Source organism: Streptomyces sp. NPDC030820, assembly GCF_055572075.1.
In genome coordinates, this window is record NZ_JBVIEB010000013.1 from 1 (window position 1) to 26,241 (window position 26,241).

At 72.0% G+C, this 26,241-nt stretch carries 19 protein-coding genes and 6 pseudogenes; 7 read left to right on the plus strand and 18 right to left on the minus strand.

What is annotated here, in order from left to right; genetic code table 11:
- Positions 1-483: pseudogene (locus ACZ418_RS31205) on the plus strand (S8 family serine peptidase); the annotation flags it as partial.
- A 172-nt stretch (positions 484-655) separates the two neighbouring features.
- Here ACZ418_RS31205 and ACZ418_RS31210 read toward each other — a convergent pair.
- Complete coding sequence (locus tag ACZ418_RS31210) at positions 656-1,096, minus strand: Hsp20/alpha crystallin family protein (RefSeq protein WP_468369654.1); 441 nt, start codon at positions 1,094-1,096, stop codon at positions 656-658.
- 210 nt (positions 1,097-1,306) lie between these two features.
- On the opposite strand from ACZ418_RS31210, the gene ACZ418_RS31215 reads away from it, so the two are divergent.
- Positions 1,307-3,298 carry an aconitate hydratase gene (locus ACZ418_RS31215; protein ID WP_468369657.1) on the plus strand — a complete coding sequence of 664 codons (1,992 nt, stop codon included), beginning with the start codon at positions 1,307-1,309 and terminating at the stop codon, positions 3,296-3,298.
- 340 nt (positions 3,299-3,638) lie between these two features.
- Here ACZ418_RS31215 and ACZ418_RS31220 read toward each other — a convergent pair.
- The 7 genes and pseudogenes from ACZ418_RS31220 to sigJ all read right to left on the minus strand — a co-directional run.
- Positions 3,639-4,013, minus strand: a pseudogene (locus ACZ418_RS31220) (lipase maturation factor family protein); the annotation flags it as partial.
- Positions 4,014-4,073: 60 nt separating this feature from the next.
- Positions 4,074-4,460 (minus strand): hypothetical protein, encoded by a 387-nt coding sequence (locus ACZ418_RS31225; protein WP_468369659.1) that lies wholly within the window; start codon positions 4,458-4,460, stop codon positions 4,074-4,076.
- A 208-nt stretch (positions 4,461-4,668) separates the two neighbouring features.
- Positions 4,669-5,094: an Hsp20/alpha crystallin family protein gene (locus ACZ418_RS31230; protein ID WP_468369662.1), complete on the minus strand. Its 426-nt coding sequence runs from the start codon at positions 5,092-5,094 to the stop codon at positions 4,669-4,671.
- A 456-nt stretch (positions 5,095-5,550) separates the two neighbouring features.
- Positions 5,551-6,711 carry a site-2 protease family protein gene (locus ACZ418_RS31235; protein WP_468369664.1) on the minus strand — a complete coding sequence of 387 codons (1,161 nt, stop codon included), beginning with the start codon at positions 6,709-6,711 and terminating at the stop codon, positions 5,551-5,553.
- Positions 6,712-6,979: 268 nt separating this feature from the next.
- Positions 6,980-8,188, minus strand: coding sequence for a baeRF2 domain-containing protein (locus ACZ418_RS31240; RefSeq protein ID WP_468369667.1), 1,209 nt, complete (start codon positions 8,186-8,188; stop codon positions 6,980-6,982).
- A gap of 217 nt (positions 8,189-8,405) precedes the next feature.
- Positions 8,406-10,013 (minus strand): annotated as a pseudogene (locus ACZ418_RS31245) (SpoIIE family protein phosphatase); the annotation flags it as partial.
- Positions 10,014-10,058: 45 nt separating this feature from the next.
- Complete coding sequence (gene sigJ / locus ACZ418_RS31250) at positions 10,059-11,018, minus strand: RNA polymerase sigma factor SigJ (RefSeq protein ID WP_468369670.1); 960 nt, start codon at positions 11,016-11,018, stop codon at positions 10,059-10,061.
- 168 nt (positions 11,019-11,186) lie between these two features.
- On the opposite strand from sigJ, the gene ACZ418_RS31255 reads away from it, so the two are divergent.
- The gene (locus ACZ418_RS31255) at positions 11,187-11,879 is read left to right on the plus strand and encodes an NAD(P)-dependent oxidoreductase (RefSeq protein ID WP_468369673.1); all 693 of its coding nucleotides are present in this window, start codon (positions 11,187-11,189) and stop codon (positions 11,877-11,879) included.
- Positions 11,880-11,889: 10 nt separating this feature from the next.
- On the opposite strand, the pseudogene ACZ418_RS31260 reads toward ACZ418_RS31255, so the two are convergent.
- Both ACZ418_RS31260 and ACZ418_RS31265 read right to left on the minus strand, forming a co-directional pair.
- Positions 11,890-11,997: pseudogene (locus tag ACZ418_RS31260) on the minus strand (VOC family protein); the annotation flags it as partial.
- 97 nt (positions 11,998-12,094) lie between these two features.
- Positions 12,095-13,465: pseudogene (locus ACZ418_RS31265) on the minus strand (amidohydrolase); the annotation flags it as partial.
- Here ACZ418_RS31265 and ACZ418_RS31270 point away from each other — a divergent pair.
- Both ACZ418_RS31270 and ACZ418_RS31275 read left to right on the plus strand, forming a co-directional pair.
- Positions 13,457-13,609, plus strand: a pseudogene (locus tag ACZ418_RS31270) (TetR/AcrR family transcriptional regulator); the annotation flags it as partial. The pseudogenes ACZ418_RS31265 and ACZ418_RS31270 sit on opposite strands and share 9 nt — an antisense overlap.
- Before the next feature lie 109 nt (positions 13,610-13,718).
- Positions 13,719-13,901 carry a hypothetical protein gene (locus ACZ418_RS31275; RefSeq protein WP_468369675.1) on the plus strand — a complete coding sequence of 61 codons (183 nt, stop codon included), beginning with the start codon at positions 13,719-13,721 and terminating at the stop codon, positions 13,899-13,901.
- A gap of 6 nt (positions 13,902-13,907) precedes the next feature.
- Here the strand turns inward: ACZ418_RS31275 and ACZ418_RS31280 are convergent, their stop codons facing one another.
- From ACZ418_RS31280 to ACZ418_RS31310, 7 genes are all read right to left on the minus strand, one after another.
- Positions 13,908-15,461 (minus strand): N,N-dimethylformamidase beta subunit family domain-containing protein, encoded by a 1,554-nt coding sequence (locus ACZ418_RS31280; protein ID WP_468369678.1) that lies wholly within the window; start codon positions 15,459-15,461, stop codon positions 13,908-13,910.
- Positions 15,462-15,616: 155 nt separating this feature from the next.
- The gene (locus tag ACZ418_RS31285; protein WP_468369681.1) at positions 15,617-16,642 is read right to left on the minus strand and encodes a hypothetical protein; all 1,026 of its coding nucleotides are present in this window, start codon (positions 16,640-16,642) and stop codon (positions 15,617-15,619) included.
- A gap of 291 nt (positions 16,643-16,933) precedes the next feature.
- Positions 16,934-17,938, minus strand: a complete 1,005-nt coding sequence (locus ACZ418_RS31290; protein ID WP_468369684.1) for a phosphotransferase — start codon at positions 17,936-17,938, stop codon at positions 16,934-16,936.
- Positions 17,939-18,071: 133 nt separating this feature from the next.
- Positions 18,072-19,886, minus strand: a complete 1,815-nt coding sequence (locus ACZ418_RS31295; RefSeq protein WP_468369687.1) for a phospholipase C — start codon at positions 19,884-19,886, stop codon at positions 18,072-18,074.
- Positions 19,887-20,089: 203 nt separating this feature from the next.
- A complete protein-coding gene (gene efeB, locus ACZ418_RS31300; RefSeq protein WP_468369690.1) occupies positions 20,090-21,328 on the minus strand; it encodes an iron uptake transporter deferrochelatase/peroxidase subunit in 1,239 nt (412 codons plus the stop codon).
- Positions 21,325-22,533 carry an EfeM/EfeO family lipoprotein gene (locus ACZ418_RS31305; RefSeq protein WP_468369692.1) on the minus strand — a complete coding sequence of 403 codons (1,209 nt, stop codon included), beginning with the start codon at positions 22,531-22,533 and terminating at the stop codon, positions 21,325-21,327. Before ACZ418_RS31305 ends, efeB begins: the two co-directional genes overlap by 4 nt.
- A 189-nt stretch (positions 22,534-22,722) precedes the next feature.
- Positions 22,723-23,496 (minus strand): polysaccharide deacetylase family protein, encoded by a 774-nt coding sequence (locus ACZ418_RS31310; RefSeq protein ID WP_468369695.1) that lies wholly within the window; start codon positions 23,494-23,496, stop codon positions 22,723-22,725.
- Positions 23,497-23,846: 350 nt separating this feature from the next.
- On the opposite strand from ACZ418_RS31310, the gene pip reads away from it, so the two are divergent.
- Together pip and ACZ418_RS31320 are read left to right on the plus strand one after the other, a co-directional pair.
- Positions 23,847-24,812, plus strand: a complete 966-nt coding sequence (gene pip, locus ACZ418_RS31315) for a prolyl aminopeptidase (protein WP_468369698.1) — start codon at positions 23,847-23,849, stop codon at positions 24,810-24,812.
- Positions 24,813-24,932: 120 nt separating this feature from the next.
- Positions 24,933-25,559 (plus strand): DinB family protein, encoded by a 627-nt coding sequence (locus ACZ418_RS31320; protein WP_468369701.1) that lies wholly within the window; start codon positions 24,933-24,935, stop codon positions 25,557-25,559.
- A gap of 13 nt (positions 25,560-25,572) precedes the next feature.
- Here the strand turns inward: ACZ418_RS31320 and ACZ418_RS31325 are convergent, their stop codons facing one another.
- Positions 25,573-26,172, minus strand: coding sequence for a TetR/AcrR family transcriptional regulator (locus ACZ418_RS31325; RefSeq protein ID WP_468369703.1), 600 nt, complete (start codon positions 26,170-26,172; stop codon positions 25,573-25,575).
- Positions 26,173-26,241 lie beyond the last annotated feature (69 nt).

Consider the following 26,241-nt stretch of genomic DNA (forward strand, 5'->3'; position numbering starts at 1 on the left):
CCCACCGTGTTCAGCGTGGGCGCACTGGGGGTGTTCGGCACGTACCCGCAGGACACCTCCCAAGCCACCCACACCGGCCCGCAGTTGACACCAGAGGGACTGTTCGCGGCCCCGTTCAGCTGCTACGGCCAAGGCGTCGATGCAGCCGCCCCCGGTGTGGCGGTTTTGTCGTGCGTGCCGCAGGGCGGCTACACGGCCCTCGACGGCACCGGCACCGCCTCGGCCCATGTCGTCGGTCTCGCCGCCCTCGTTCTCGCTCACCACGAGGACTTCCACGGCCAGTTGCTGCCCCGCGGATCCGGCCGGGTGCAGCACTTGTTCGAGATCATCGCCGCCAGCTGCCGCCAGCTGGCCGCCCCGGGCACGCTGGAGGCGGCCCGGGTCGGACGCGGCCTGCCGGACGCCCTGGTCGCCCTCGGCCTGGCCCCCGGAGTGCAACTCGCCCCGGCCGTATCGCCGTACGCCGTGTCCATGGTCGGCTAGAGCCACTCCCCATTGTTGAAGACCAGCGGCATGTTCATGCCTCCAAGCCGGCCCAGCACACAACCAGGGGTGGCCGTGGCCGCAGGAGATGAGCAGGGGTAAATGATCGGGATGGGCCAGTAGCAGGGCCGGCCGGCCGCCACACAATCTGGCGGCGGCCGGCCCCGGTCCCTCACTCCCCGGCTGTGATCTCGATGCGGCGGGACTTGGTCGTCTCCGCCTTCGGAACCTTGACGGTCAGCACTCCGTCACGGAGCGTGGCATCAATACCTTCGGTATTGATTTCACCGGGCAGCATCGTCCGGTATTCGAAGCGCCCGGTCCGCCTCATGGCCCGGCGCATGGTGCCGGTCTTCTCCCGTTCCTTGATTTCGCCGCTGATGACCAGCTCCCGGTCGTTCAGCTCGATGTCGATGTCCTCGCGCTTGACGCCGGGCACGTCGACCTCGAGCAGATAGGCGTCGTCGGTCTCGTAGAAGTCGGCCGGCGGAGACCAGGCCATGCCCGGTGTCCAGGCCATACCCGGGGCCGTGGGCGCTGTGCCGAATGTGGATTCCAGCAGCGATCCCATGCGGTTGAACAGGTCGTCGAATTCGGCCAGTGGCTCCCGCATCCAGCTGGGGAACGGCCGCTCGGCGAGCAGTCTGCCGGGGGTGCGTCGTACAGGCAGAGTCATGACAGACCACCCTCCCTTGATGTCTCCCGATCGCCGTCGCCGAGTACCCGCCCGGAGTTCGGCCACGCTGTTCGATAAGGCGGTGCGACCGACGGGTGTGCTGTGTCGGCTTGCCACGTCCCGACAGAGCGCGCAAGCCTGGGTGGTGTGACGCTCTCCCACGGCACGCTGGCGCACCGGCTCATCGCCGACCATCTCGTCGACGGCGTGATGGAGCCGGGCCGGGAGATCGGTCTGCGGATCGACCAGACCCTCACCCAGGACGCCACCGGCACCCTGGTGATGCAGGAGCTGGAGGCCCTCGGCCTGGACCGGGTCCGTACCGAGGTCAGCGTCCAGTACGTCGACCACAACCTGCTCCAGGCGGACGAGCGCAACGCCGAGGACCACGCCTTCCTCCGCTCCGCCTGCCGCCGCTTCGGCATCTGGTACTCCAAGCCCGGCAACGGCGTCTCCCACCCCACCCACATGCAACGCTTCGGCATCCCCGGCAGGACGCTCGCCGGGTCCGACTCGCACACCTGCGCCGCCGGATCGCTGGGCATGCTCGCCCTGGGCACCGGAGGCCTTGAGGTGGCGCTCGCGATGGCCGGACGGCCGCTGCACGTGACCATGCCGAAGATCTGGGGCATCCACCTGACCGGCGAGTTGCCCGCGTGGGTGAGCGCGAAAGACGTGGTGCTGGAGCTGCTGCGACGCCACGGCGTCAAGGGCGCGGTCAACCGGATCCTGGAGTACCACGGCCCCGGCCTGGCGCACCTGACCGCCATGGACCGGCACGTCATCGCCAACATGGGCGCCGAGCTGGGCGCGACCACCTCCGTCTTCCCCGCGGACGATGCGGTCCACGACTTTCTGCGCGCCGAGGACCGCGAATCCGACTTCCGCGAACTCGCAGCCGATCCGGACGCCGTCTACGACCTGACCGACGAGATCGACCTGTCCACGCTCGAACCGCTCATTGCCCGCCCCACCTCGCCCGGCAACGTCGTACCCGTGCGCGAGGTCGCCGGCGAACCGATCGGGCAGGCCGTCATCGGCTCGTCCGCCAACCCAGGGCTGCGTGACTTCGCCATCGCCGCCGCGATCGTCGCCGGCCGCCAGACCGACCCGGCGGTCAGCTTCGACGTCAATCCGACCTCCCGCGAGATCCTCGCCGACCTCACCCGGATGGGCGCCACCTTCGACCTGATCGCCGGGGGAGCGCGCATTCACCAGGCCGGCTGCCTCGGCTGCATCGGTATGGGCCAGGCCCCTGCCCCGGGCCGGAACAGTCTGCGCACGTTCCCGCGCAACTTCCCCGGCCGCTCCGGCACCGAGGAGGACGCCGTGTGGCTGTGCTCCCCGGAGACAGCCGCCGTCTCCGTCCTCACCGGCACGATCACGGACCCCCGCGCGTGGGCGGCCCAGGAGGGTGTGCCGTACCCGGACCTGCGGCTGCCCGAGCACGCCTCGGTCAACCGCGCCATGCTGGAGCCCCCGCTGCCGCCCGATGAGGCGGCCCGGATCGAGCTGGAGCGCGGCCCCAACATCTCCGGCCTGCCCGACTTCGACCCGCTGCCCGACGCCCTGGAGGGCCCGGTCCTGCTCAAGTGCGGCGACAACGTCTCCACCGACGAGATCTCCCCGGCCGGCGCGAAGGCACTGCCGTACCGCTCGAACATCCCCAAGCTCGCCGAGTTCACCTTCACCCGGATCGACCCCGACTACCCCCGGCGCGCCGCCGACCTGCCCACCGACGGCAGGTCAGGCGCACACTTCGTCATCGGAGGGGAGAACTACGGCCAGGGCTCCTCCCGCGAGCACGCCGCCATCACCCCACGCCACCTCGGACTGCGTGCCGTCATCGCCAAGTCCTACGCCCGCATCCACTGGCAGAACCTCACCAACTTCGGCGTCCTGCCTCTGGAGTTCACCGACCCGGGCGACTACGACCGCATCGACACCGGCGACCGGCTACGCCTGGAGAACCTCCACACCGCCCTGGCACCCGGAACCGAGCCCCTGCTGCGACTGCACAACACCACCAAGGACGAGACCTACGAGGTACGCCACCGCCTCTCCGACGGCCGCCGCCGCACCGTACTCGCCGGAGGCACCATCGCGGCCCTCGCTCGCGAGGAGCAGCAGAACCGTTGACCCGGCTGCCCCGCAGACCGCACTACCCGGCCGGCCAGGAACGTGCGAGTCGCCCTGCTCACTCCTCGGGGGCTCCTTCGTCCACCCGGTACGTCCTGGTCCATGTGGCACCGCAGCGGCAGCGAGACAACTCGATCAATTCGCCGCCATCAGTCACACTCAGGCCGTCCCGAATGCGGACGTGAACGTGCTCACCCATAGCAACTCCTCCGATTGGCCGGATGCTATTCAGCGAGCTGTCGAATGGGACAGAGCCGCCCACATGGTGAGATTCGCGTCCCGACCCGGCCGCGGACCGAGCAGGGACCGGTACGGCCGTCTTTGCTGCGGACCGCTGTCCTCACCCTTCGCTGAGGCAGCGGCGCTCGTTGGTCTCTGCGCGGGCGACGGGCGGCAGGTAGTCCAGCACGAGGGTGCGGTGCCACCAGGCGCCGGTCCGGCGGAATTCTGACCAAGTGGTGAAGCGGTAGGCGAAGAGGCGGGCGCGCAGGAAGGTGGGCGGGGCGGCGGGGAAGGGATTGCGGCGCAGGAGCCGCAGGATGGCGGCGTCGTTGTCCAAGAGGCGGACGAGAAGGGCCACGAACCACTCGGCGGCGTACACGGGTGAGAGCGCGGCAAACCACATCAGCCAGTCGAGCCGCAGGTGGTACGGCGCCACCTGCGGCGGCAGCCGCCGTCTGTCGCCCGGCTTGGCCTTGAACTCGTACTCCTCCCACTGATGTTCGCACCGCCGGTGCATGCAAGGAGATCCACAGCTTGTGCCCAGCCGTGTGGATCACAGGCGCTCCTTCGGCGGACGAGCCGCCCGCGCGTCGGGCTCGGGCTGGGTATGACCGGTCGACTGCAGGAGGGGCGCTGTGTGGCGCTCGGGGCGGTGGGCTCCCTCGGCTGGGACGCGGGTGCGGAGGGTTTCCGTGTCGCCGGTCACGGGGATGGGGCGGCGGGCCACGAGTCTGCCGACCCAGCGCCGGCCGCAGTGTTCGCAGGGCGGGGCGCCGGCCGGGGTGTAGGGGGAGGGGACCGCCGTGTTGTCCCGGTAGAAGTACTCCCACTCCGCGTCGAGAGCATCCCGGTAGCGTTGGACGTCGTAGTCCACGCTCCAGCGGTGCCAGCATGCGCCGCAGGTGAACTCGACACGTTCGACGGCAAGTTCGGTGATCACCGCACGGTACCTCCTGTCGGCTCGGCTGGGACGGCTTCCGCCCAGTGCGACGCCGGAAACAGAGCCATGGTCCTTCTCCGTCTCCGCCGCTCCATGCCCGTCGACGGCCGCCGCACCGGTCACGCTGCAGTGGTGCGGCGGCCTCACCGCGTGTCCTGGGTACTGTTCAGTTCGTCCCTCCTCTCTGCCGCTCGTCTCTTTGACGTGGTCAGCCCTCGATCTGCTTGGCCTCTCCGCCCCGGCTGATCTCGATGCGGCGCGGCTTGGCCTCCTCCGTCACCGGGATGTGCAGGGTGAGCACGCCGGCGTCGTAGCTCGCGCTGATCTTCTCCAGGTCGAGCGAGTCGCCCAGGAAGAGCTGGCGGCTGAAGACACCGGTCGGCCTCTCGGCTACGAGCAGGTCGGCCTCCTTGGCGTCCGGGCGGGGCCGCTCCGCCCGTACGGTCAGGACGTTGCGCTCCACGTTGAGATCGACGGTGTCCGGGGTGACGCCGGGCAGGTCGAAGTGGACGACGAGGGCGTCCCCGCTCTGGTAGGCGTCCATCGGCATGGCGGCCGGCCGGGCGAGGGTGCCGAACATCTGCTGGGTGAGCCGGTCGAGGTCCCGGAAGGGGTCCGTGCGGATGAGCACCATCACTCAGCTCCTTTCGCCTGGTGGAATCCATTCGTTGCGGATTCGCCGGCCCGGGCTCCGGGAGCCCGGAGTGCCTTCGACAACCCCTATACCTCGCCGGCTCAGACTTGACAAGAAGGCGCTCAAGTTATTCAGCCTTATAGGCAAGTAGATCCGAAACCGCAGCTCACAGCAGGGGTGGGGAGGTGGCCTCGATGCGGTGCCGGAGCTGCGCCCCGACACGCGGTGGATGCCGTCACGGCGGAAGCCAGGCCCCGGCGCCGCCCCGCAGATGCGTCGTCGTACTCGGCACCACAGCCCTGAACCGCCACTGCGCGCGGGACCGGTCCGATAGGAACCCAGTGGATGAACAGGCCTCCGCCCACACCGGCCCAGGTGTGCGCACCGGTTCCGCTGATGGCCGGTGGCCGCGACCGGGAGGTGCCAGGCGGACAACGCCCATCCAGGCAACAGAGTTCAGCGAGGCCACGCTGTCCTGAGGCCCGCGCCCGGTGGTGTCGTCGAGGAGAGCCAGGTGACGACCCGGCTGACGTCGGAGCTGGTGACGATGCCGAGGACGCGTCCGTCCGCCAGCACCAGGGCGCGGCGGGCGGGGCTGGCATCCAAGGCCGGCAGCAGCTGGGCCAGGGGGTCGTCCGGGCCGGCGGTCGGAAGGTCGCCGAGGGGCACCATCACGGCGTCGAGTGAGGTCGAGTCGCGGTCCTCCACCGGTACCTGTCCTGCCCGCCGCACGCTGATCAGCCCCGCCGGTCGCCCTGCCGGATCCGTGACCGGGAAGGTGGAGTGCCGATAACGCCACGGCGGGCTGCTGAGGAACTCCTGGACGGTCGTTCCGGCCGGAACGGTCACCGGATCCGTGCTCATCGCCTGCCGCACCGGCACGGAGCCCAGCAGTTCACGGAGTTTTGCCTGGCTGCCCTCGACGGTGGCCATGGCGACCATGAACCAGCCGATGAGCATCAGCCACAGGCCGCCCGCGAACCCGCCGGCCAGGGCCTCGTACCCGCCGACCACGACCAGGATCCAGCCCAGCGCGCGTCCGGCTCCGGTGGCGACCTCGGTGGCGCGCAGCCGGTTGCCGGTGCGCCACCACACCAGCGCGCGCAGCAGCCGTCCTCCGTCCAGGGGAGCTGCGGGCAGCGCGTTGAACACCGCCAGCAGGACGTTGATGCCCGCGAGCCAGGCCAGCGCCTCCACCAGCAGTCCCGGGCCGCGCAGCGCTTGGGCCCACCAGGTCAGCAGGGTGAAGAGCCCGCCCAGCAGAAGGCTGACCAGCGGTCCGACGCCCGCGATGCGTAGTTCCGCCGCTGGAGTGGGCGCCTCGTTGTGCAGACGTGCGGCCCCGCCCAGCAGCCACAGCGTGATCCCGTCACTGCCGACGCCATTGCGGCGGGCCACCATCACGTGGCTGATCTCGTGGGCCAGCAGGGACAGCAGGAACACCACGGCCGTCGCCAGCCCCGTCAGCCAGTAGGCCCAGGCCGCACTGCCCGGGAGGGCACGGGGTAGGCGCCCCTCCGCCAGCACGAACGCGATCAGCGTGAAGATGACCAGGACACTCCAGTGCACGCCGACCCGGATACCCGCCACGCGGCCGAGCGAGAAGGTCGCGCCCACGGCCGACACCTCCTTCATCGCCGTCCCCGGGTACCCAGCGGCGGTCGGCGTACCCGGGCACGGCGTCACCAGGGACGCCGAGTCGTCCGGCCTCATCGCGTGCGATGCGGCCTGCGAAGCGCTCCGTCGCCCGGGTCCTGTCATCGAACTCCCGCCGTCCCTCCGGAGGGCGGGCTTCGCGGCGTCGGGTGCGTGCCTTCGACCGGGCGGTGCCCCAGCCCTACGACGCCATGCACGCTCCTGGGGTAGGGAGTTCGACGACAGGGCCCTAGGTGGGAGCCATGTCGGCCGGGTCGCGGTAGCGCAGCAGGACTGCCAAACCATCGGGCAAGGACTCGTCGTTCGGGTGCAGGACGACGAGTTCGGCGCACGTTCGGACGGTGGCGTACAGGAGGACGGCGCCGGCGGGTTCCGCGCGTGGCGAGGTCACGCCGAAGGAGGCGAGATCTTGGGCCGAAGCTGCGATCCAGGGTGGTTCCTCAGCCATCCACAGCGACTCAGGCAGTACGGGCGCGCGGGTGAGCAGAAGAGACCGGGCCTGAGCGCGCTGCAGGGCAGTGACGGCGGCCGTGATGCCTTGCGACCTGCGCGGGTGGCGGGCCCTTTGGGCACGGAATGTTTCGACCTGGCGCCGGTCCTCGGTGCTCAGCCTTCTGTTCAGGACCTGGGCCGCTTGTCCCTCCAGCAGGGCCCGGCCGGCCGTCCGGTCCGCGCCGCCATCGCCGGGGCCGACGAGGGCGACGCGGTTCTGCACATGGATCGGCATGCGGTTGACCAGGAGTCCGGCCGCCCACGAGTCCTCCGGGGCATGGCCGAGTACGACCACCTCGGCACGATGGCGGTCGGCAAGATCGCCCAGCTCCTGCGCGATCCGCAGAGCCGTGTCCCGCCACTCCTCCAGGGGCAGTAGATGACTGAACCGCGGCCCCGGACACACCCGAGCGAGCGGCCATCGGCCCGTCTCGGCGATCACATGCACGTGCGCGGGCGGCTGCTCCTCTCCCTGTCCGTCCCGGCGCGGCAACCCGTTGCCGCAGAACAGGAGGACCGCCAGGTAGGGAATGTCCGGCGCGCGCTGCACAGCCAGCGGCAACACGTCCGGGAGCATGCCGAACCGGGCCGTGTCCCGCACAGGCGGCTCGGGCAGTGCCGCCGCAAGGACCAGCCGCCCGTGCGTGGCGAACAGGGCCTGGCCATGCCGGCCTCCTGGCAGCACCTCCTGACCACCGACGACCGCGGCGTCCAGGGCGGCGACAGTGGCGGCGTCGGCGCCCTCGACGCGCAAGGCGTCGCGCAGGTGCCGCCACCGCAGCTCGATCGCCTTACCGGGATCGTAGAGGTCCTGCGAGGTGTCCAGCTGAACGCTGGCCCACGGGCCGGGCTCGGCGAAGAGGGGCTCCAGCAACGAGAGCTTCATCATCGCGTGGGGTAGTTGGTCGTCTTTCCCGTTCCCCGTACCCGTGCTCGCCCTCGCCATGTGTTCCGCCTTCGCCAGCCCCTGGTTCGTCCGGCGATTGCCGATTGCCGACTGTCGCACCAGGAGCGCGGAGGAGCCGGTCGCCTCAGACAGGGATCCCGTGGCCGGTGCGGCCGGCGGCGGGCTGCATGCGGCGCTTCCGCGCTGTCGAGCGGCTTTCTGCGGCGAGAGCCTCCGTCGTGGCAGCCTCCCGGCCTGGCTGGGGCGGGTGGTGAAGGGGCGGGGGCTGCTCGGCCCAGACGGTCTTGCCGGTGGACGTGTGACGGGTGCCCCAGCGTTCGGCGAGCTGACCCACCAGGAAGAGGCCTCGGCCGCCCTCCTCCAGAGCGCGGGCCCGGCGCAGGTGCGGGGTGGTGCTGCTGGCGTCGGAGACCTCGCAGATCAGGGCGGTGTCGTGGATGAGCCGCAGCTGAATCGGGGGGTGGGCGTGGCGGAGGGCGTTGGTGACCAGTTCGCTGACGATCAGCTCGGTGGTGGCGCTGGCGTCCTGGAGTCCCCAGACCGAGAGCTGGCGTGCTGCCCGCCGGCGTGCGGTGGCGACGATGGCCGGATCCGCGGGCAGGGTCCAGGAGGCCACGTGGGAGGCGTCCATGATGTGAGTGCGTGCGACGAGCAGGGCGACGTCGTCGTCCGGCCGGCCAGGAAGGAGCGCCTCGACGACGCGGTCGCAGGTGGTCTCCAGAGTGGAGGCGGGTCGGGTCAGGGCTTTCAGCAGAACCTGCTGTCCGGTGGCGATGTCGCGGTGGCGGGTCTCGACCAGTCCGTCGGTGTAGAGAACGAGCACGCTGTCTTCGGGCAGCCTGGTGTCGGTCGCTTCGAACGGCAGGCCGCCCACGCCCAGCGGTGGCCCGGGCGCCACGGTGAGGAAGCGCGCCCTGCCGTCGGGGGTGACGAGGGCCGGGGCGAGGTGGCCGGCGCTGGCCATGGTGCAGTGACCGGAGACCGGGTCGTAGACCGCGTACAGGCAGGTGGCACCGACCTCACCGACCGATTCGATACCTTCCTCGATCTCTTCGAGGATGAGGTCGTCGAGCTGGGTCAGCAGCTCCTCGGGGGCGAGGTCGACATCGGCGAGGGTACGAACCGCTGTGCGCAGCCGGCCCATGGCGGCAGAGGCATGGATGCCATGGCCCACGACATCGCCGACGACGAGTGCCACCCGGGCTCCCGAGAGCGGGATGACGTCGAACCAGTCGCCGCCCACACCGGCCTGGGGATCGGCCGGCAGATAGCGGCTTCCGGTCTCCACGGCCAGCCGGGCCGGCCGGTGATGCGAGAGCAGGGTGCGCTGGAGGACCAGGTCGGCGCCCTCGCCCTCCTGCGGGAGTTCGGCTTGGAGGAACCACTGGATGTGTTGCTCGGCGTCCATCAGCGGGCAGGCCAGAAGGTCGGCTTCGACCCGACGCCCGCCCTGGTCCCGCAGCGTGACTCGTCCCGTCCACGCCTGCCGCCGGGCGGCGCTCTGCCTGGCTGCTGGGGGTAGATCGGCGGCCAGGAGATCCGACGCCGGGCGTCCCACGATCTCACCCGGCGCGTAGCCGAGCAGCAACCGGGCACCACGACTCCAGGCGGTCACGACGCCCTGCGCGTCAACGGCCACCACGGCTGACTCCGCCACCTGCGGAGTGCCATAGATACGCATCGTCCTCAGCCCCGCACGTGCCTGGCGGTTCGGTGAACCTGCCGCACAAGGACAACACCGGCCGGCCTGTGAACATTCCCCCCGACAGTCCGCGGCTCCCGCTGTCATCGTGCGCGCCGCTCGGGGAGATGGGGCCGTGACCTTCGGCGGCTCGGTCGTGACGCCGTAGCCGGCCCGGCGCATCTCCCTGCGGGACGCCGTTTCCGGCGGCGTCCCGTACGCGCGCCGCTAGACCTTCGGACGGGCCTCGCCCGGATCCAGCGCCGAGAGCTTGTCCGGGTTCGTGACCAGGTACACCTCGCGGACCTGCGCGCCGTCCGGGTCGAGGTCCATGACCATCACCGCGTGCGGGGAGCCGTCCTCGAACACCACCACGGCCGCGTCGCCGTTGACGTCCCGGTGCTGGAACTCCAGCCCCGCCGCCGAACGCGCGGCGTAGCCGGTCAGCGCCCGTGCCACCTTGTCCCGGCCGCGGATCGGCCGCGGTGCCGCCTGCGCCTTGCCGCCGCCGTCCGTCCACAGCGTGGCCTCCGGTGCCAGGATCTCCAGCAGCGCCCCGAGATCCCCGCCGAGCGCGGCGGCCACGAACCGTTCCGTCGCCTGCCGCCGGACCCGGGGATGGGCCTGGTAGCGGGGGCGCCGGGCGCGCACATGGGACCGGGCGCGGTGCGCGAGCTGTCGTACGGCCGCGGGGCTGCGGCCGAGGATGTCCGCGATCTCGGTGTGTGCGTAGCCGAACACCTCGTGCAGGACGAACACCGCCCGCTCCAGCGGGGTCAGGGTCTCCAGCACGACCAGCATCGCCAGGGACACCGACTCGGCGCGCACCGCGCCCTCGGCCGCGTCCTCGCCGGCCGCCGGACCGGCAGGGCCGTCCGTGAGCAGGGGTTCCGGCAGCCACGGCCCCACGTAGGTCTCGCGCCGCCGGGCGATCCGCGCCCGCCGCGCGAGCGCGTGCCGCACGGCGATCCGGACCAGATAGGCCCGCGGATGCTCGATCTCCGCAGCCTGCCCCGCGTCCCCGGCACCCGAGCGCCCCGCCCAGGACAGCCAGGTCTCCTGCAGCACGTCCTCGGCGTCGGTGACGGTGCCCAGCATGTTGTACGCCACCGCGAACAGCAGCTCGCGGTGGTCGAGGAACGCCTGGGTGGCGGGGTCCGTCCCCGCGGGCGTCCGGTTGTGGGGCATGGCCTCTCCTCACGACGTCTGCCCACCCAGAGGGGCCGGGGCCCGGGAGTGTGACATCGGGTGCGGGTGTGTGCCGAAGGTCTCATCCTGCGCCCGCGTTGTCACACCCGCCGCCTTCGCGGCCCTCTCGGTCCACGGCAGCAGCACCACGCAGCGAAGGAGCAGCCCATGCGACTCGTCGTCTTCGGCGCGAACGGGCCGACCGGACGGCAGGTCACCGAGCAGGCGACCGCCGCCGGACACACCGTCACCGCCGTGACCCGCCACCCCGACGCCTTCCCGCTCGACCATCCCCGCCTCACGGTCGCGGAGGCCGACGTCCTGGACGGGGCGGCGGTCGACCGCGTCGTCCCCGGCCACGACGCGGTGATCTCCACGCTCGGCGTCCCCTACGGCCGGGCCCCGGTCGCCGTGTACTCGACAGGCCTCACCCACATCAGCCGGGCCATGACCCGGCACGGCGTCCGGCGCCTGGTGTGCGTCAGCTCCACCGTCCTGTTCGACGTGCCGGCGCCCGGCGAGGGTGTCTTCTTCCGGAAGGTGCTCGAGCCCTTCTTTGTGCGGGTCGTCGGGCGCACGGTCTACGACGACATGCGCCGCATGGAGGAGATCGTGCGCGCGAGCGGTCACGACTGGACGGTGCTCCGGCCCGCCGGCCTCTTCGACACGAGCGAGGTCAGCGACTACCGGCTGGCCCCCGGCCGGCTGCCCGGGCGGTTCACTTCCCGGGCCGACCTCGCGCACGCGCTCGTGCGCGAGGCCGTCACCGAGGGGCATGCGCGCGTTTTTCTCGACGTGCGCACCACCGAGGGCACGCCGCGCTTCCTCGACCTCGTCAAGAAGGAGGGGTTCGGCCGGTGAAGCGCGCCGGTCAGGAGGGCCGACCGCCGTAGGGGACGGTGATCAGCTCCATGGCGTGGCCCGTCGGATCCATGAAGTACACGCCGCGGCCACCGTCGTTGTGGTTGATCGTGCCGGGGGACGCCACGGCGCGTCGGTGGTGTCCCGTGCCGGTCGCAGGAAGAACAGTGGCAGGAGCGGCTGTTCGCGCGCTGACGTGTCGCTGACGGGAGCCGTCAGACGCTCCGGTGCACCACGTGACCGCCGGTTACCGTCAACACCACCGGAGATTGGGCGAGTTCGTCGCCGGGCGCGTGCACGGGATCCACGGCCAGCGCGGTGAGGTCGGCCCGGCAGCCGGGTGCGACACGGCCGGCGACCTCGGTCTCGCCGGCGGCGGCCGCCGCGTGGCTGGTGCAGCCCTCCAGCGCCTGCAACGGCGTCAGGCCCGGCCGGTGGGCCGCGGCGCCCTTCGGTCGGCGGGCCGTCGCCAGCACGGCCCGGACGTCGTAGTGCGCGATGGGCCAGTCCGAGCCGAGGGCGAGCGTGGCACCCGCCTCCCGCAGCTCGCGCAGCCGCCAGGCGCGGGCGGCCCGGTCGTCGCCCAGCCGGCGGGACCACTCGTCGCTGCCGTCGTCGCGCGTGTACCCGGTGTGCGGCGGCTGCAGAGAGGCCGCGACCCCCAACTCGGCGAAATGCGGCAGGAGTTCGTCCGGAGCGGTCTCGATGTGCTCGATCCGGTGGGCGCCGCGCCCGCTCGGCCCGAGAGCGGCGACGGTGTCCAGGACATGCCGTACGGCCGCGTCCCCGATGGCGTGGGTGGCGGTGCGGACGCCGGCCGTGTGCAGGGTGCGGACGGCCTCGGCGTAGGCGTGCGGATCCGGCCAGAACGCGGCGGTGCCCTGACCGTGGCAGTCGGGGTGCTCCAGCCAGGCCGTGCCGCCCTCGACGGTGCCGTCCATGAAGAACTTGACCCCGCCGACCAGCCAGTGCCGCCCGCCCCTGCCCTGCAGCTCGACCAGCTCCCGCAGCGCGTCCTCGTCGGCACCCGGCATGCACCACGGCGCGAACCGCAGCCGTACCGGCAGGACCGTCTCCTCGGCCACCGCCTGCACCAGGTCGAGGTCGCCGCCGTCCATCGCATGGGCCCCGGTGAGCCCCGTCGCGGCCATGGCGGACAGCAACTCCAGCAAACGGGCCCGCCGTTCGGCATGCGACGGCCTGGGTACGACGTCCGCCACCAGGTCCATCGCGGCGTGCTCGACCAGATGGCCGGTGGGCCGGCCCGAGGCGTCGCACACCACCTCAGCGTGCTGGGCGAAGGCACGCGGGCCGGTCACCCCGGCGGCCGCGAGGGCGGCGGCGCACGCGAGGGCGGAGTGGCCGTCGTACAGGCGCAGGAACGCCGGTGTGTCGCCGAGCACCTCCGCCACCAGGTCGTGATGGATGGGACGGCCCTCGAACGCGTTGTGGTCCAGGCCGAAGCCGACGACCCAGCCGTCGATCCGCTCGGCCTCGGCGAGCGCCGCGCGCAGCCCGGCCGGGTCGGTCACGCCCGACAGGTCCGTGCCCGTCGCCATGTCCAGCCCCCACACCGGATGGCTATCGCCCTGGAGAACCTGGTGCTCGGCTCCGCCCTCGATCTCTCCGCACCGGAGACGATGTGGGAGCTGACGGACCGCATACCCACCCGAAGGACGCCGGCCGCTGACCGGCGAGCCGGGGGCCGCTCGGACCGGGCTCAGCGGTGACCGTCTGTACGGGTTTCCCAGTACCGCCAGTAACATGATCAGCTTTGTTTCGGGTTACCAGTCAGTCAACTTGGCGCGGTCCCTGGACGCGCCCTGCCCGGAGATGTCCATGTCTTCTCTCAACGACGCGTTGGAAAACGCGCGCCTCACCTATGAGCAGCACATGCGGACCTGCCGTCAGTGCCATGCCGACGGCGCGGCCTGTGCCGTCGCCAAGCATCTCCTGCGGATCTACAACAACGCGCGCAGGGACCATCTGCGGTCGGGCGGACGGCACAACGCGACGGACTGACCGACGTCAGGTCCCGTACACCGAGCGGACATTGGCGCGCGGCGGCGGGGCGTGCCGGGTCGCGGGGCCCTTCGCGAAGGTGCGCAGGAGGTTCTCCGTGGTGCGGGTGACGAAGGCGCGGGTACGGGCGTCCATGCCGTGGTCGCGCCCCAGCATGCCGGTCCCGGCCACCAGGCCCTCCACCCAGCGCATGGTGCCGCTCGCGAACACACCGGCGCCACTGGAGGCCGTGTAGTACGCCGAGTCGCTGTGGCTGGCCCGCCCGCCGCAGACCAGCGGGGAGTGCGCGATGATCTCCAGCGGCTCCGGGGTGGGAGCGCCGGGGGTGATCCGGTCGTACTCCACACCGACGAGATGGGCGAAGGCGTCGCCGGAGCGGGCGCCGGTGCCCTCGTACAGCCAGTGGTCCGCGGCCCGGACGACATAGGGGGCGTCGACCGGATAGCCCTCGTAGAGCACGCCGGTCAGGGAGGACTCCGGATCCGCGGCCGGCGGGAGACGGTAGTCGGTGGTCACCAGGGCCGGCTGTGAGCCGTAGCAGGGGTCGGCGTGGTAGGCGGTCTTGTAGCAGACCACCGTACGGTTGTCCGCGCCTTCTCCCGCCTCCAGTCGGATCCGGCGGAAGCAGGTGTTCGCGCCGAGGAAGGCGAGGTTCGTACCGGCGTCCCGGGCGGCGGTCACATGGGCCCGCTGCTCCGGCGTCCAGTACTCGTCGTGGCCCAGGCAGACGACGGCGTGCGCGCCGCGCAGCACCGCGGGGTCCCGGTGCACGTCCATGCCGGTGGTGTAGGCGAGCGGGATACCGAGCCGCTCGGCCAGCACCACCAGCGCCCACTCGTACACCCGGAACTTCTCGGCGCCGTCGCCGTCGTAGGGGCGGTCGAAGCTCACCGCGAGCGAGCGGGTGGCATACGCCCCGGACGCGCCGTTGTAGAGGCTGCTGCCGCCCCAACGGTTGTACGCCTGCCAGGTGGCCGGCGCGTGCAGCAGGACCGTACGGCCCGTGCCGTCGCTGGAGCGGACGATCAGCGGAACGTACCGCTGGTGGCCGGTGTCCGCCTCCAGCCGCAGCAGATAGGCGCCCTCCGGCCAGCCCGAGGTGTCCACCGGCAGCGTCACCGGCCAGTCGGCGAGCACCGTGCGGGTGGCGGACAGCACGCGCGGGGCCGGCTGGGCGCGGCCGGGTATGCGCCCGGACGCCCATATCCTGCGGGCCTGCCTGCCGCCGTACCAGCCGACCCGGAACGCCGAGACCCGGAACGCGGCGGCGGTGGTGGACACATGCAGCCCGAACTGCTCGCCCGGAGTCACACTCACCCGGTCCGTGTAGCCGGCCACCGCGTCCGGCGGGCCGGTGGAGGCCAGACGCCAGTCGGCGGTGCCCGGGGCGTCCCGCTCCGCCTCGGGCCGCAGCCGCCCGTCGGGGGCCGCGGTGGAGTGCGGATGCGGCGGTGCCGCCGTGCACGCGGCGGCCGTGCCCAGGCCCAGCCCCGCGGACAGGACGAGGAAACGCCGGCGGCCGAGGCCGTCCGACGGCGTGGTGTCGTGTGCCGGAGCCACTGCACCTCCCGGATGTGTGTCGGCTCCAGCGTTCCGGCGCCCGCCCGGCTGGCGCAACCCGCGAGAGCCGCGGGAACACCGGTCGGCAGGCCGCGCGAGCGCGCCTGGTCGGCCCGGCGGCGATACGGCCGAACGGGTGATGCCGTGGGGTGCGCTCAGGTACGGAAGCCGATGTGCACGTGGTCGTGATGGGTGGCGTCGCTGAAGAACTGACCGGCACCACCGCCCGACAGCAGCACCGGACCGCCCACGTTGTACGACCCGGCGGCCGCCGCGTCCCGCATGAACCGCTCGATCAGGCTGCGGGGAGTCGCCGGGTCGACGACCGCGTGGCCGTCGATCCGCCACACGTCGAAGGCCCGGCCCCGCGGATGGTCGCTGGGCCGGCTGGTGCCGAAGACGTTCAGCGGATGCCCGGAGCGGACGACGCTCACCTCCAGCCGGTAGGTCCGCGCCAGCGCGAGCATCGCCTTCGCCACACTGGTGTGCACCTGACCACTGCGCAGGTCGGCCACGGCGGCGGGCGGCAGCACGATCCGGTCGTCGGACAGCACGTGCCGGATGTCCAGTGCCGGCGACCGGGCGGCCGGTCCCGGGTGCGCCGGATGCAGGGCGTCGACCGTCCAGCCGGCCCCGGACCGGGAGAGGCGCACGTCGACCGTCGTTCCGCCGGCGCTCACCGTGCCGGCGCGCCGGGTCCACTGCCGGCACACCACCAGCACGCTGGCCGACCGGGACAGGATCCCGCCGTACTGGGCGTCCACGACCTGCAGCGCCGCCTGGTCGGCCGTCGGCAGCAGCGGCCCGGCCTGGCCGACCAGTGCCGTCGCCAGCCCGAGCGCCGCGACCCTCGCCCGTGCCGCCGCCGCGCCGCCGTGCCCGTCGGCCCAGGCGCCGATCGCCTCCACCAGCTGCACGGCGCGCAGTTTCGCGGCCGGTTGGACTTCGGCGGACGTGGGCCGCCAAGGGCTCGTGCGCGGCAGAGCGGGGGAGGGCGACGGCGACCCGGTGCCGGTCGAGAACCGCTGGGACGGATGTGCTGGAGTGGGCGTAGGGGACGGGTGCTCGGCCCGCGCCGTACGGCCGGAACAGCCCGCCGCGCCGAGCGCGGCACCGGCGAGGGCCGCCAGCACGGTACGGCGGCCGGGTGGGGAAGCGGCGGGCGCACCAGTGCGGGTCATACGGCCCAGTGTCCGCCGCGCGGTACGGGGGCGGCGAGCGCGAGCGGGCGCGGGCGTCGACCTCGTGCTGCTGCCGAGCCTCCACGCTCACTATGCGCGGGTGGACCTGCCTGACCATCCCATGTGGGCCGGCGCGGACGACTCGCCGGTGCGCTGGTATGCGGCGCCCGGACGAAGAGCTCCCTGGGCGGTGGGTCCGCTGACCGTGCGCTCGTCAACGACGCGGACCGGTTCGGCACGCAGGTCCCGGAACGGGAGCCCTTGCGCTCACCGCTCGGGCCCAGCGACGAGCTATGAGAACGGCGGGTCGTCGAAGATCCCCAGCAGGGACTCGGAGCTCTGCTGGGCGCCCGGGGTGGTGCCCGACGCCGTGGGGAACGTGCGGCCCCAGGACGCGGCGCGGCCCAGGATGCTCAGGCGCCAGGCGAGGTGGGCGGCGCGGCGCAGGTCCGCGGGCGTGCGGCCAGCGCCCGTCCAGGGCTCCAGGTAGGCGTCGAGGAGCCGGGCCAGGACCTGCGGCCCGTACCGTGCGCGCGCCTTCTCGGCGGGGACCCGCAGGCTGCAGAACGGGTGTGAGACGGCCGCGTCGCCCCAGTCGAAGAAGGTGAACCGGCCCGGCGCCGGACGGAACAGCTGACCGTCGTGCAGGTCCGCGTGGTCGAGGGTGTCCTCGACGCCGAGGGAGGCGAGTTCGGCGCACCAGTCGGCGAGCCGGGGGCGCAGTCGCTCCAGCCGCTCGCGTGCCTCCGGACGCAGCGCGGTGCTCCGCGTGAGCAGCTCGTCGAACGCCTCGGGCAGGTCGGCGGTCCGGGTGGCGGGCACTCCGAGCTGCTCGATCTCCCGCGCGTGCGGAGTGAGGGTCCGCTGCAGACTCGCGTACCGGCGCAGCAGCTCCTCCCAGATCCGCGGCTCGACCGGCTCCCGGGCGAGCACGTCGCGGAACAGCTCTCCTCCGTCGGGCAGCAGGACCCAGGCACGCTCGGCGTCGACGGCCAGCGGCCGGAGCACGTGCTCCGGCACCCAGCGGGCCAGCGCGGCGGTCAACGGACCCTCGAAGGCGCTGGCCGGCGGATTGGCCTTGAACCAGACGGCCTCCCGCCCCTCGACGGGCACTCGCACGAGCACGGACCACGGCCGCAGCCGCACCCGCAACCCACGGCTCGGCCGCAGGTCGTGTGCGGCCAGCTGCTCCGCCACCCAGTCGAGGGCCGAGGCCCGCCACGACTCTTGCTCCCAGGGAGTCGGCGTGTACTGGTGGTTGCTCCGGTCCACGACGATCGAAAACTGTTGCAGCACCGTGCCATCTCAACATCACGGCCGTGGTGGCGGCCACCTGTTTCGGCAGGTGACGCGCCGCACGGCGTCATCGGACGCGAACGCGCCCCCGGTCACCGACCGGGGGCGCGTCGCTGTGTGCGGGACTGCGGGATCAGGCCTGCTGCTTGCGGCGCAGCGTCAGGTACGTGCCGGTCGCACCCGCGGCCAGCAGGGCGCCCACGCCGAGACCGACCGGGAGGGTCGGGAAGCCGGACGCGTCGCTGGTGGCGGCCGTGTTCTGCATCGCCGGGCCCGGGGTGATGCTGGTGGACACCGGAGCGACGTGCTCGATCGGGCCGATGTGCTGGACCGAACCGTCGGAGTTCAGCAGCACCTGCTTGTTGTTCGGGTGCCCGAAGTCGAACATGCCCGCGAGGGGGCCGGCCGTGGCGTCGAAGGAGTGGTCGCCGATGCGGCCCGTCTTCCAGTTGTCCTCGATGAACCGGGTGATGGACGCCTGGTTCGTCAGGGTGTGGTCGACCTTGTTGACCTTGCTGTACGGGGAGATGACGAGCAGGGGCTGGCGGGTGCCGGGGCCGCAGCGGTCGGCGTAACCGCCGGACGCCTTCGGGCCCTTCTGGCAGGCCGGGCTGTCGGTGGCCTTGCCGTTGGAGCCGAGGGAGGTGTCCGTGGAGCCGTTCCGCGGGGCGACGTAGGCGTGGTCGTACCAGCCGTCGGAGTCGTCGTAGGCGACCACGATCGCGGTGGACTTCCACTGCGGCGAGCTCTGGATCGCGTTGATCTGGTTCACCAGGAAGTGCTGCTCGTCGGTCGGGTCGGAGTAGCCGGCGTGGCCGTCCTGGTACTCACCGGCCTTGACGAAGCTGACGGCCGGCAGCTTGCCCGCCTTCAGGGCGGCGGAGAAGTCGGTCAGGTCGTAGTTGTGGTTGGCCTGACCGTTGTGGCCGATCTCCGAGACGCTCTTCGGCGCGAGGTGGTGCGGGTTCGCCGTCGACTTGTAGTACGCGAACGGGTTGTGGTGCGGACTGTAGTCCGCCACGGCGGCGCCGCCCAGGTTGGTGTGGGTGGTGTCGCACTTGGCGTACGAGCCGGACGTGCCGGTCCACGCGGTCGACGGGCGGAAGCCGCCCTGGAACCAGCCCCAGCTCACCCGCTTGGCGTTGAGCAGGTCACCGATGTTCTTGCCCTGCATCGAGGCCAGCGCGTTGCTGCTGGTGTGGTCCTTGTCGGAGCAGTCGTCGAAGGCCGGGTCGGGGTCGTTGATGACCGTGCCCACGCCCTTGGCGTCGGGGGACTTCACCGTGTAGGCGTCGGGCGTCGACGTCTGCTTCGGGTTCTCCGTACCGGTGGACGGGTCCATGGAGATCACACCGTGCGTCTGACCGGAGATCAGGTTCAGCGCGCCCGGCGTGGAGGGACCGTAGACCGAGCTGAAGCTGCGGTCGGACAGGGAGTAGTGCTGGGCGTAGTTCCACAGGGCGGTGACGGTGTTGCCGTCGTAGTAGTCCATGACCAGGCCGGGCTCGCCGAACAGGCCGCCGCTGCACTTGTCGACCTCGGTGTTCTGCACGTACTGGTCGGCCTTGCCGCCGTTCGCCGCGTACTGCTCGGCGCCGTAGTTGTGGTTCTGGTCGCAGGTCATCGCCTGGGACGGGGACAGCCGCTTCGGCGCGTACTGGTTCGGGTTCTTCGTCAGCAGCCCGGCGTGCGCGAGGGTGTCGATGTCCTTCGGGGTGTTCTTCGACGCGGTGAACTTCGTGCCGTCGGTGTTGGCGGCCTTCGGGTACGTGGCGAAGTAGTGGTCGAAGGAGATGTTCTCGTCGAAGAGCACGACGACGTGCTTGATCGGCGTCGTGGTCGAGGAGTGCCCGCCCGCAGCCGCGGCGGGCGCCGCCGCCCAGCCGGGCGCGTTGCTGCCGAGCACGGTGAGCGCCGCGGCTCCCGCGAGCGCGCCCAGGCTCCGCATCGCGGCTCGTCTTCCTCTGCTGGCCATGGTGGTCTACCCCTCCGGACAGAACGTCTGTGCGTCGTACGAGCAGGGATGCTGCGCCCGTTGCGGGGCGCGTCGGCGGAGCCATGATGGCGCGCGGGTGAACACCGAGTCAGGGATGCTAGGGCAAAACTTGACTGTGTGTTGACCCATCTGGTGGCCGAGTTGTCCGGACAGGTTCAGCCGAACAGGGCGCGTCCGTACCAGTCCTGGGCATCCCGTACGCCGGGCAGCGCGAAGAAGTAGCCGCCGCCGAACGGGCTGATGTAGTCCGTCAGCGGCTCGCCCGCCAGCCGGTGCTGCACCGTCTCGAACTGCCGCTTCAGGTCCTGCTGGTAGCAGGAGAACAGCAGGCCCATGTCGAGGTTGCCGTTGGCGTCCATGCCCCGGTCGTAGTTGTACGCGCGGCGCAGCAGGCGCTGGTCGGCGGTGTCCGGGGTGCGCGGGTTGGCGAGCCGTATGTGTGCGTCCAGCGGGATGACGTCACCCTTGGGGTCGTCGGCGTACTTCGGCGTGTCGTGCTCGTGGTCGCCGTCCAGGGGCGCGCCGGAGGAGCGGGCGCGGCCGAACATCCGCTCCTGCTCGCTGAGCGAGACGCGGTCCCAGAATTCCACCAGCATCCGGATCAGCCGTACGACCTGGTAGCTGCCGCCGACCGCCCAGTCCGGCTCGCCCATGCCCTTGCCCACCCACACCAGGCGGTCCATCTCGCGGGTACTGGTGGCGTCGGGGTTCGCGGTGCCGTCCTTGAAGCCCATCAGGTTGCGCGGGGTGCCGGAGGGCCGGGGCGGGCTGGAGAAGCCGTCCAGGCGCCAGCGGACCTGCGCGGCGCCCCGGGTGTGCCGGGCGATGTCGCGCAGCGCGTGCAGGGCGGTGTCCGGTTCGTCGGCGTGCAGTTGGAGACTGAGGTCGCCGTGGCACCAGTCGGCCTGGAGGTCGTCGTCGGGGAAGGCGGGCATGGCGGTCAGCCGCCGGGGCCTGATCGCGGCCAGCCCGAACCGGTCGTCGAAGAGCGAGGCGCCGACGCCGACGGTGACGGCCAGTTGACCGGAGGGCAGCCGGTCGCCGAGGACGCCCGAGTCGGCGGGCGGGGCGGTGATGCCCACCGGGGACGGCGTACCGCCCGAGGTGAGGAAGCGTGCCCGGTCGGTGAGCGTGCGCAGCAGGTCGGTGAGTTCGGCGCGGTTCTCGGCGGTCACGTCGAGGGAGGCGAACACGCAACAGCGGCGCGGGGCTGCGATGGCCGAGGCCTGGTGGATGCCGTGGAAGGGCGCGACGGACGCCGTCGCGGCTGCCGGTGTCCGAGCGGGGGCGGCGGCACTGGTGGCGAGCCCGGCACCGGCCAGCGCGGCACCGCGCAGAAAGCCGCGCCGGCCCAGGCCGTCGGGTCGCTCGGCGGTCACTGCAGGGTCGCTCACACGGTCCTCCGGGGGTCGCACAGGGTGGCCACCGACGCCAGGCGCTCGACCAGGTCGCCGAACACCGCGTTCACATCCTCGCGCTGGGTGCGGGTGAGACGGTCCGGCGGGGTCCAGGAACCGCCGTGCTGGAGCCCGTCGAGGGTGTGCTGGGCGCGGTCCAACTCCTGCCGGAGTTCCGGAAGTCCGGCGTACCGGGTGGCGAGCAGGGGCCTGAGCCGGGACAGCACCTCGCGGGTGCCGTCGAGGTTGGCGCGGGCCGTGGCGAGGTTGCTGCCGCTGCCGTAGTCGGTGCGGCCGGTCAGCTCGAACTGCACGGTGTTCTCCAGGATCTCGTGCGCGCGCAGCCCCAGTTGGGCGGGGTCCATACGGGTCTGCGACCAGTTGTCCCGCAGCCCGGTCACCGCCTTCACCAGCGCCGCCGCCGGGGCGCGCAGCCCGTCGGCCGGCTCACCGTGCCACAGTCCGTACTCGATGCGGTGGAACCCGGCGAAGTCCTTGTCGTGCACCCCGCCGGGCAGGCCGGCGTCGGTGCCGTTGATCGCCGCGTCCGCGTCCCCGAAGGCGTCGTACGCCGCGCCCAGCCGCTCGTACTCCAGATGCGCCGGCAGCCAGGCCGACCGGGCGGCAGGGAGGTCACCCCGGTCGATCGCGTCCCTGAGCTTCGTCGTCAGCCGGACGACGTCGCCGAGCCCGGTGCCGACCCACTTCTGGTAGGCGAGGGCGGGCGGGATCAGATCGTGCTCCGAGACCGGCGCGGCGCCCGGGCCGCGCTGTCCGCCGGTGATGTGCACGGTGGGGCCGGTGACGGCGTCGGCGTCGTCGGGCACGCACTTGAAGGCGTACGTCCCCTTGCCCAGCCGGACCGTCAACTGCCGTGTCGTACCGGGCCCGATGCCCTCCACCTCGCCGTACACCAGCTGGCTGCCCGGGTCCTCCAGGTAGACCTCGGCGGCGCCGTCGGAGGAGTTGTGCAGGTCGAAGGTCCGCACCCCGGGTTCGGGCCGGGTCCAGCCGCGGCCGCAGTGGCTCTCCGACACGTCGATGACGACGTGCCCCGCCGGGGCGCCGGCGGTCCCGACGTGGTGCCGGCCGCCGAGCGAGTACGCCAGCAGCGTGCCCGCGAGGGCCGCGGCAAGGGCGACGAACACGGCGGGCGCCGTCCGGAGACGAGCGGACCGCGTGCCGAGGCGAGGCAACGGCATGGCGAGCCTTTCCGGTACGACGTGATACGCAGCGGCCTCATGGTAGGCACCCCTCCGGATCCGAACAGGCGTCCCAGCACATCGATGACCAAGATTTCCCCCGGGGTTCACCGACGCGTGGCCTGGCACTGCCGTACGCCCGCTTCGGGCACCCTTCGACAATCCCCGACGGCGGGAAACGGCTCAGGATCAGCGCACCGGGAAACCGAAGGAGTGGCCCTGCTGTTTCAGCCACGGCAGCAGGGTGCGCAGCGCGGCCACCGTCTGCGAGCGGTCGCCGCCCGCGTCGTGGAAGAGGATCGTCGGCCCGTTCGTCGACTCACGCTGGACGGTGGCGACGATGGTGCCCGTGCCCGGCCGCTCGAAGTCCTTGGAGTCCACGTTCCAGCCGAGCGGACGCATGCCGTGCGAGGCCGCCAGGTGCCGGCTGTACGGCGTGAAGGCGCCGCCCGGAGCCCGGTAGTACATCGGCCGTACCCCGCCGGACGCCTGGGTGATCTGCTGCTGGGCCTCCAGGATCTGCTGCGACTGGTAGGCCTCGGACTTCTTGTCCATCGTGGTGTCGTGCGACACCGTGTGGTCGCACAGCCGGTGGCCGGCCGCCACCACCTGGCGGACCAGCTCCGGGTGCGCCTGGGCCAGCGGGCCGATCATGCAGAACGTCGCCTTCACGCCGTTCTCGCGCAGCACCTGCAGCACCTGCGGGGTCCAGACCGGGTCCGGGCCGTCGTCGATGGTGATGTTGACCGCGTGCTCGCCACCCTCCGAGGCATGGGCGATGTCGGCGGACACGGTCGCCGTTCTCGGCGCGGCGTGCCGGGCCGGGGCACCCGCCCCGGCCGAACCGCCGCCCGGCTGGCCCGCCTGCGCGGTCCACACCGACGTGGCCGCCGCCACCGCGGTGACCCCGACCGCCGCCGCAAGCATCCGGCCGTACCAACCCCGCCCACCGTGCCGCGCCATGCCCCGCCCCGTTCCGTGTCCCTGTGTTCTTGTGCACCTGCGTTCCGTGCACCTGTCAGGACGGCCGGGGTTGATCGCAGGATCCGGCTGTTACCGATCACGGACAATTCCGGGGCGCTTCCGCGACAGATGCCACCCACGGCCAACGGCGGCGGCGCGGCGAAGGACACCGCGGAGAGTCGGGGTCCCCCGTGTCTTACGACAGGCGCAGTACTACGGCCCGGGTCCGAAGGACGGGGTGATCCGGACGCCGCCACCAGCAGGGCGGAGGTTCGACACGGGCACCGGGCCGCCACGGCCCTGACGAGGATCATGCTCAGAAGACGTCGGGGAGGCGCTACGGTGCCCGGATGGCTCTCTATCCGGAGATCGAACCGTACGCGCACGGCATGCTCGACGTGGGCGACGGCAACCACGTCTACTGGGAGACCTGCGGCAACCCCGACGGCAAGCCCGCCGTCGTCCTGCACGGCGGACCGGGATCCGGGTGCACCCCGTACCCCCGGCGGCTGTTCGACCCGGCCGCCTACCGGATCGTCCTGCTCGACCAGCGCGGTTGTGGCCGGTCCACACCGCACGCGAGCCGCCATGACACCGACATGAGCGTCAACACCACGGCCCATGTCATGGCCGACCTGGAACTGCTGCGCCGGCACCTGGGCATCGAGCGGTGGCTGGTGTGGGGGGTGTCCTGGGGGTCGGTGCTCGCGCTGCGCTATGCGCAGACCCACCCGGGTGTCGTCTCCGAGCTGGTGCTCACCGGTGTCGCCACCGGGTCGAACGCCGAGGTCGAGCTGCTGACCCGCGGGCTCGGCCGGATCTTCCCGGACGCCTTCGCCGCGTTCCGGTCCCAGGTGCCCGCCGCTGAGCGCGACGGCAACCTCGCCGCCGCCTACAGCCGGCTGCTCGAATCACCCGACCCCGAGGTGCGGGAACGGGCCGCGCGGGCCTGGACCGACTGGGAGACCGCCACGATCCCCGCGCCGCCGCGCTCCGTCGCCCGTTACGAGGACCCCGTCTTCCGCATGGGCTTCGCTCGCACCGTCGCGCACTACTGGGGCAACGACCACTTCCTGGGTGAGGGCAACGACGAAGGTGTGATCCTGCGCGACACCCACCTGCTCAAGGGCATCCCCGGCACCCTCGTCCAGGGAAGTCTCGACTTCGGCAACCTCCTCGGCATCATCTGGCGACTCCAACAGGGCTGGCCGGGCAGTGAGTTGGTGATCGTGGACGACACCGGCCACAATGCCGGGGCGCCGGGTGTGGCGGAGGCGCTGGTCGCGGCAACCGACCGGTACGCGGCCCGCGGCTAGCCACCGAAGGGGAGCGGCTGCGGGGCGGCTGCGCCAGGCCGGCCGGCGGAAGTCCGCCCCGTGCGGGGCGCCGTACCGGCTCGAACACAGGTCGGTCCGTCCACCCAGGAGGAGTGTCCGATGACGACCACGCCACCCCGACTGGTTCCGCTGCTGGACCAGTTCGACTTCGCGAGCGAGCGGCTGCTGCGCCGTCTGGCCGGGCCCGTCATGGACAGCGGCGACGGCGGAGAGACCAGGGTCGAGCCCATGACCGACGACGAGTACTTCTGGGAACCGGTGCCCGGCTGCTGGACGGTCAGACGACGTGCCGACGGGCCGGGACCACGGGCGGCCTTCCTCGCCGGCGGCGGCCCATGGGGGCGGGACGCCGCGCCGTACCCGCACCCCTGGCCACCACCCGTCACGACCCTCGCCTGGCGGCTGAGCCACCTCACCGAGATGCTGTCCCTGCGCGCCGACCACACCGCCGGCAGCCGCACGGCGACCCGGGAGAACCACCCGGTCAGCGGGGACGCCGTCGGCGCGGTCGCGGCCTTCGAGACCGGCGCCGCCGTCTGGCGCCAGGCACTGCTGAGCGTCGACGACGCGGCGCTGGACACGGTCGGGTACTGCACCTATCCGTACGGCAGCGACGCGGAGGAGCCCTTCCTCGACATCGTGTGGTGGGTCAACCAGGAAGTGCTGCACCACGGAGCCGAGATCGCCCTGCTGCGCGACCTGTACCGGGCGCACCGGCGGACCTGACGGCCGCGTCGGATCACTCCCCGGCCAGCGCCGCTCGTACGATCGCCGCGGCCGCCGTGCCCGCGGCCCGCACCGGCTCGGTGCTGCGCGCGGCCCGGCCCAGCATGAAGGCGCCCTCCAGCAGGGCGATGACCGAGCTCGCCGTCTCCCGGGCGGTGGGCTCGGGCATGCCGCCCTGGGCGTAATAGGCGGCGAGGTGGTCGATCCAGCTGCCGAAGACCTCCGAAGTGGCCCGCCGCAGCGTGTCGTTGGTGCTGGCGACCTCCATGGCGACCGTCGCGATGGGACACGGGTCGGCGAAGTCCAGCTCGGCGAGGGTGCCGGCCGCGGCGGCGAAGGCGTCGGCGGTGGCCGCCACCCGGTCCTCGTACGGCTCCATGAGCGTGGTGATCAGGCCCAGATACACGGCCCCCGAGGTACGGATCACCTCCTCGCCCAACTGGGCCTTCCCGCCGGGGAAGAAGTGGTAGATCGAGCCGAAGGGCGCGTCGGCGGCCTCGGCGATCTGCTTCATCCCGGTGCCGGTGTAGCCCGAGCGCCGGAACAGCTCGGTGCCCGCGTGCACGATGCGCTGCCGGGTCTCATGCGTGCTGATGGCCTTGCCGTCGCTCACGGTCGCACCTCCGGGGAGCCGCTGTTTGCCAAAGGGCGGTCGGCGCCTATTCTGTCACTAGAACGATCT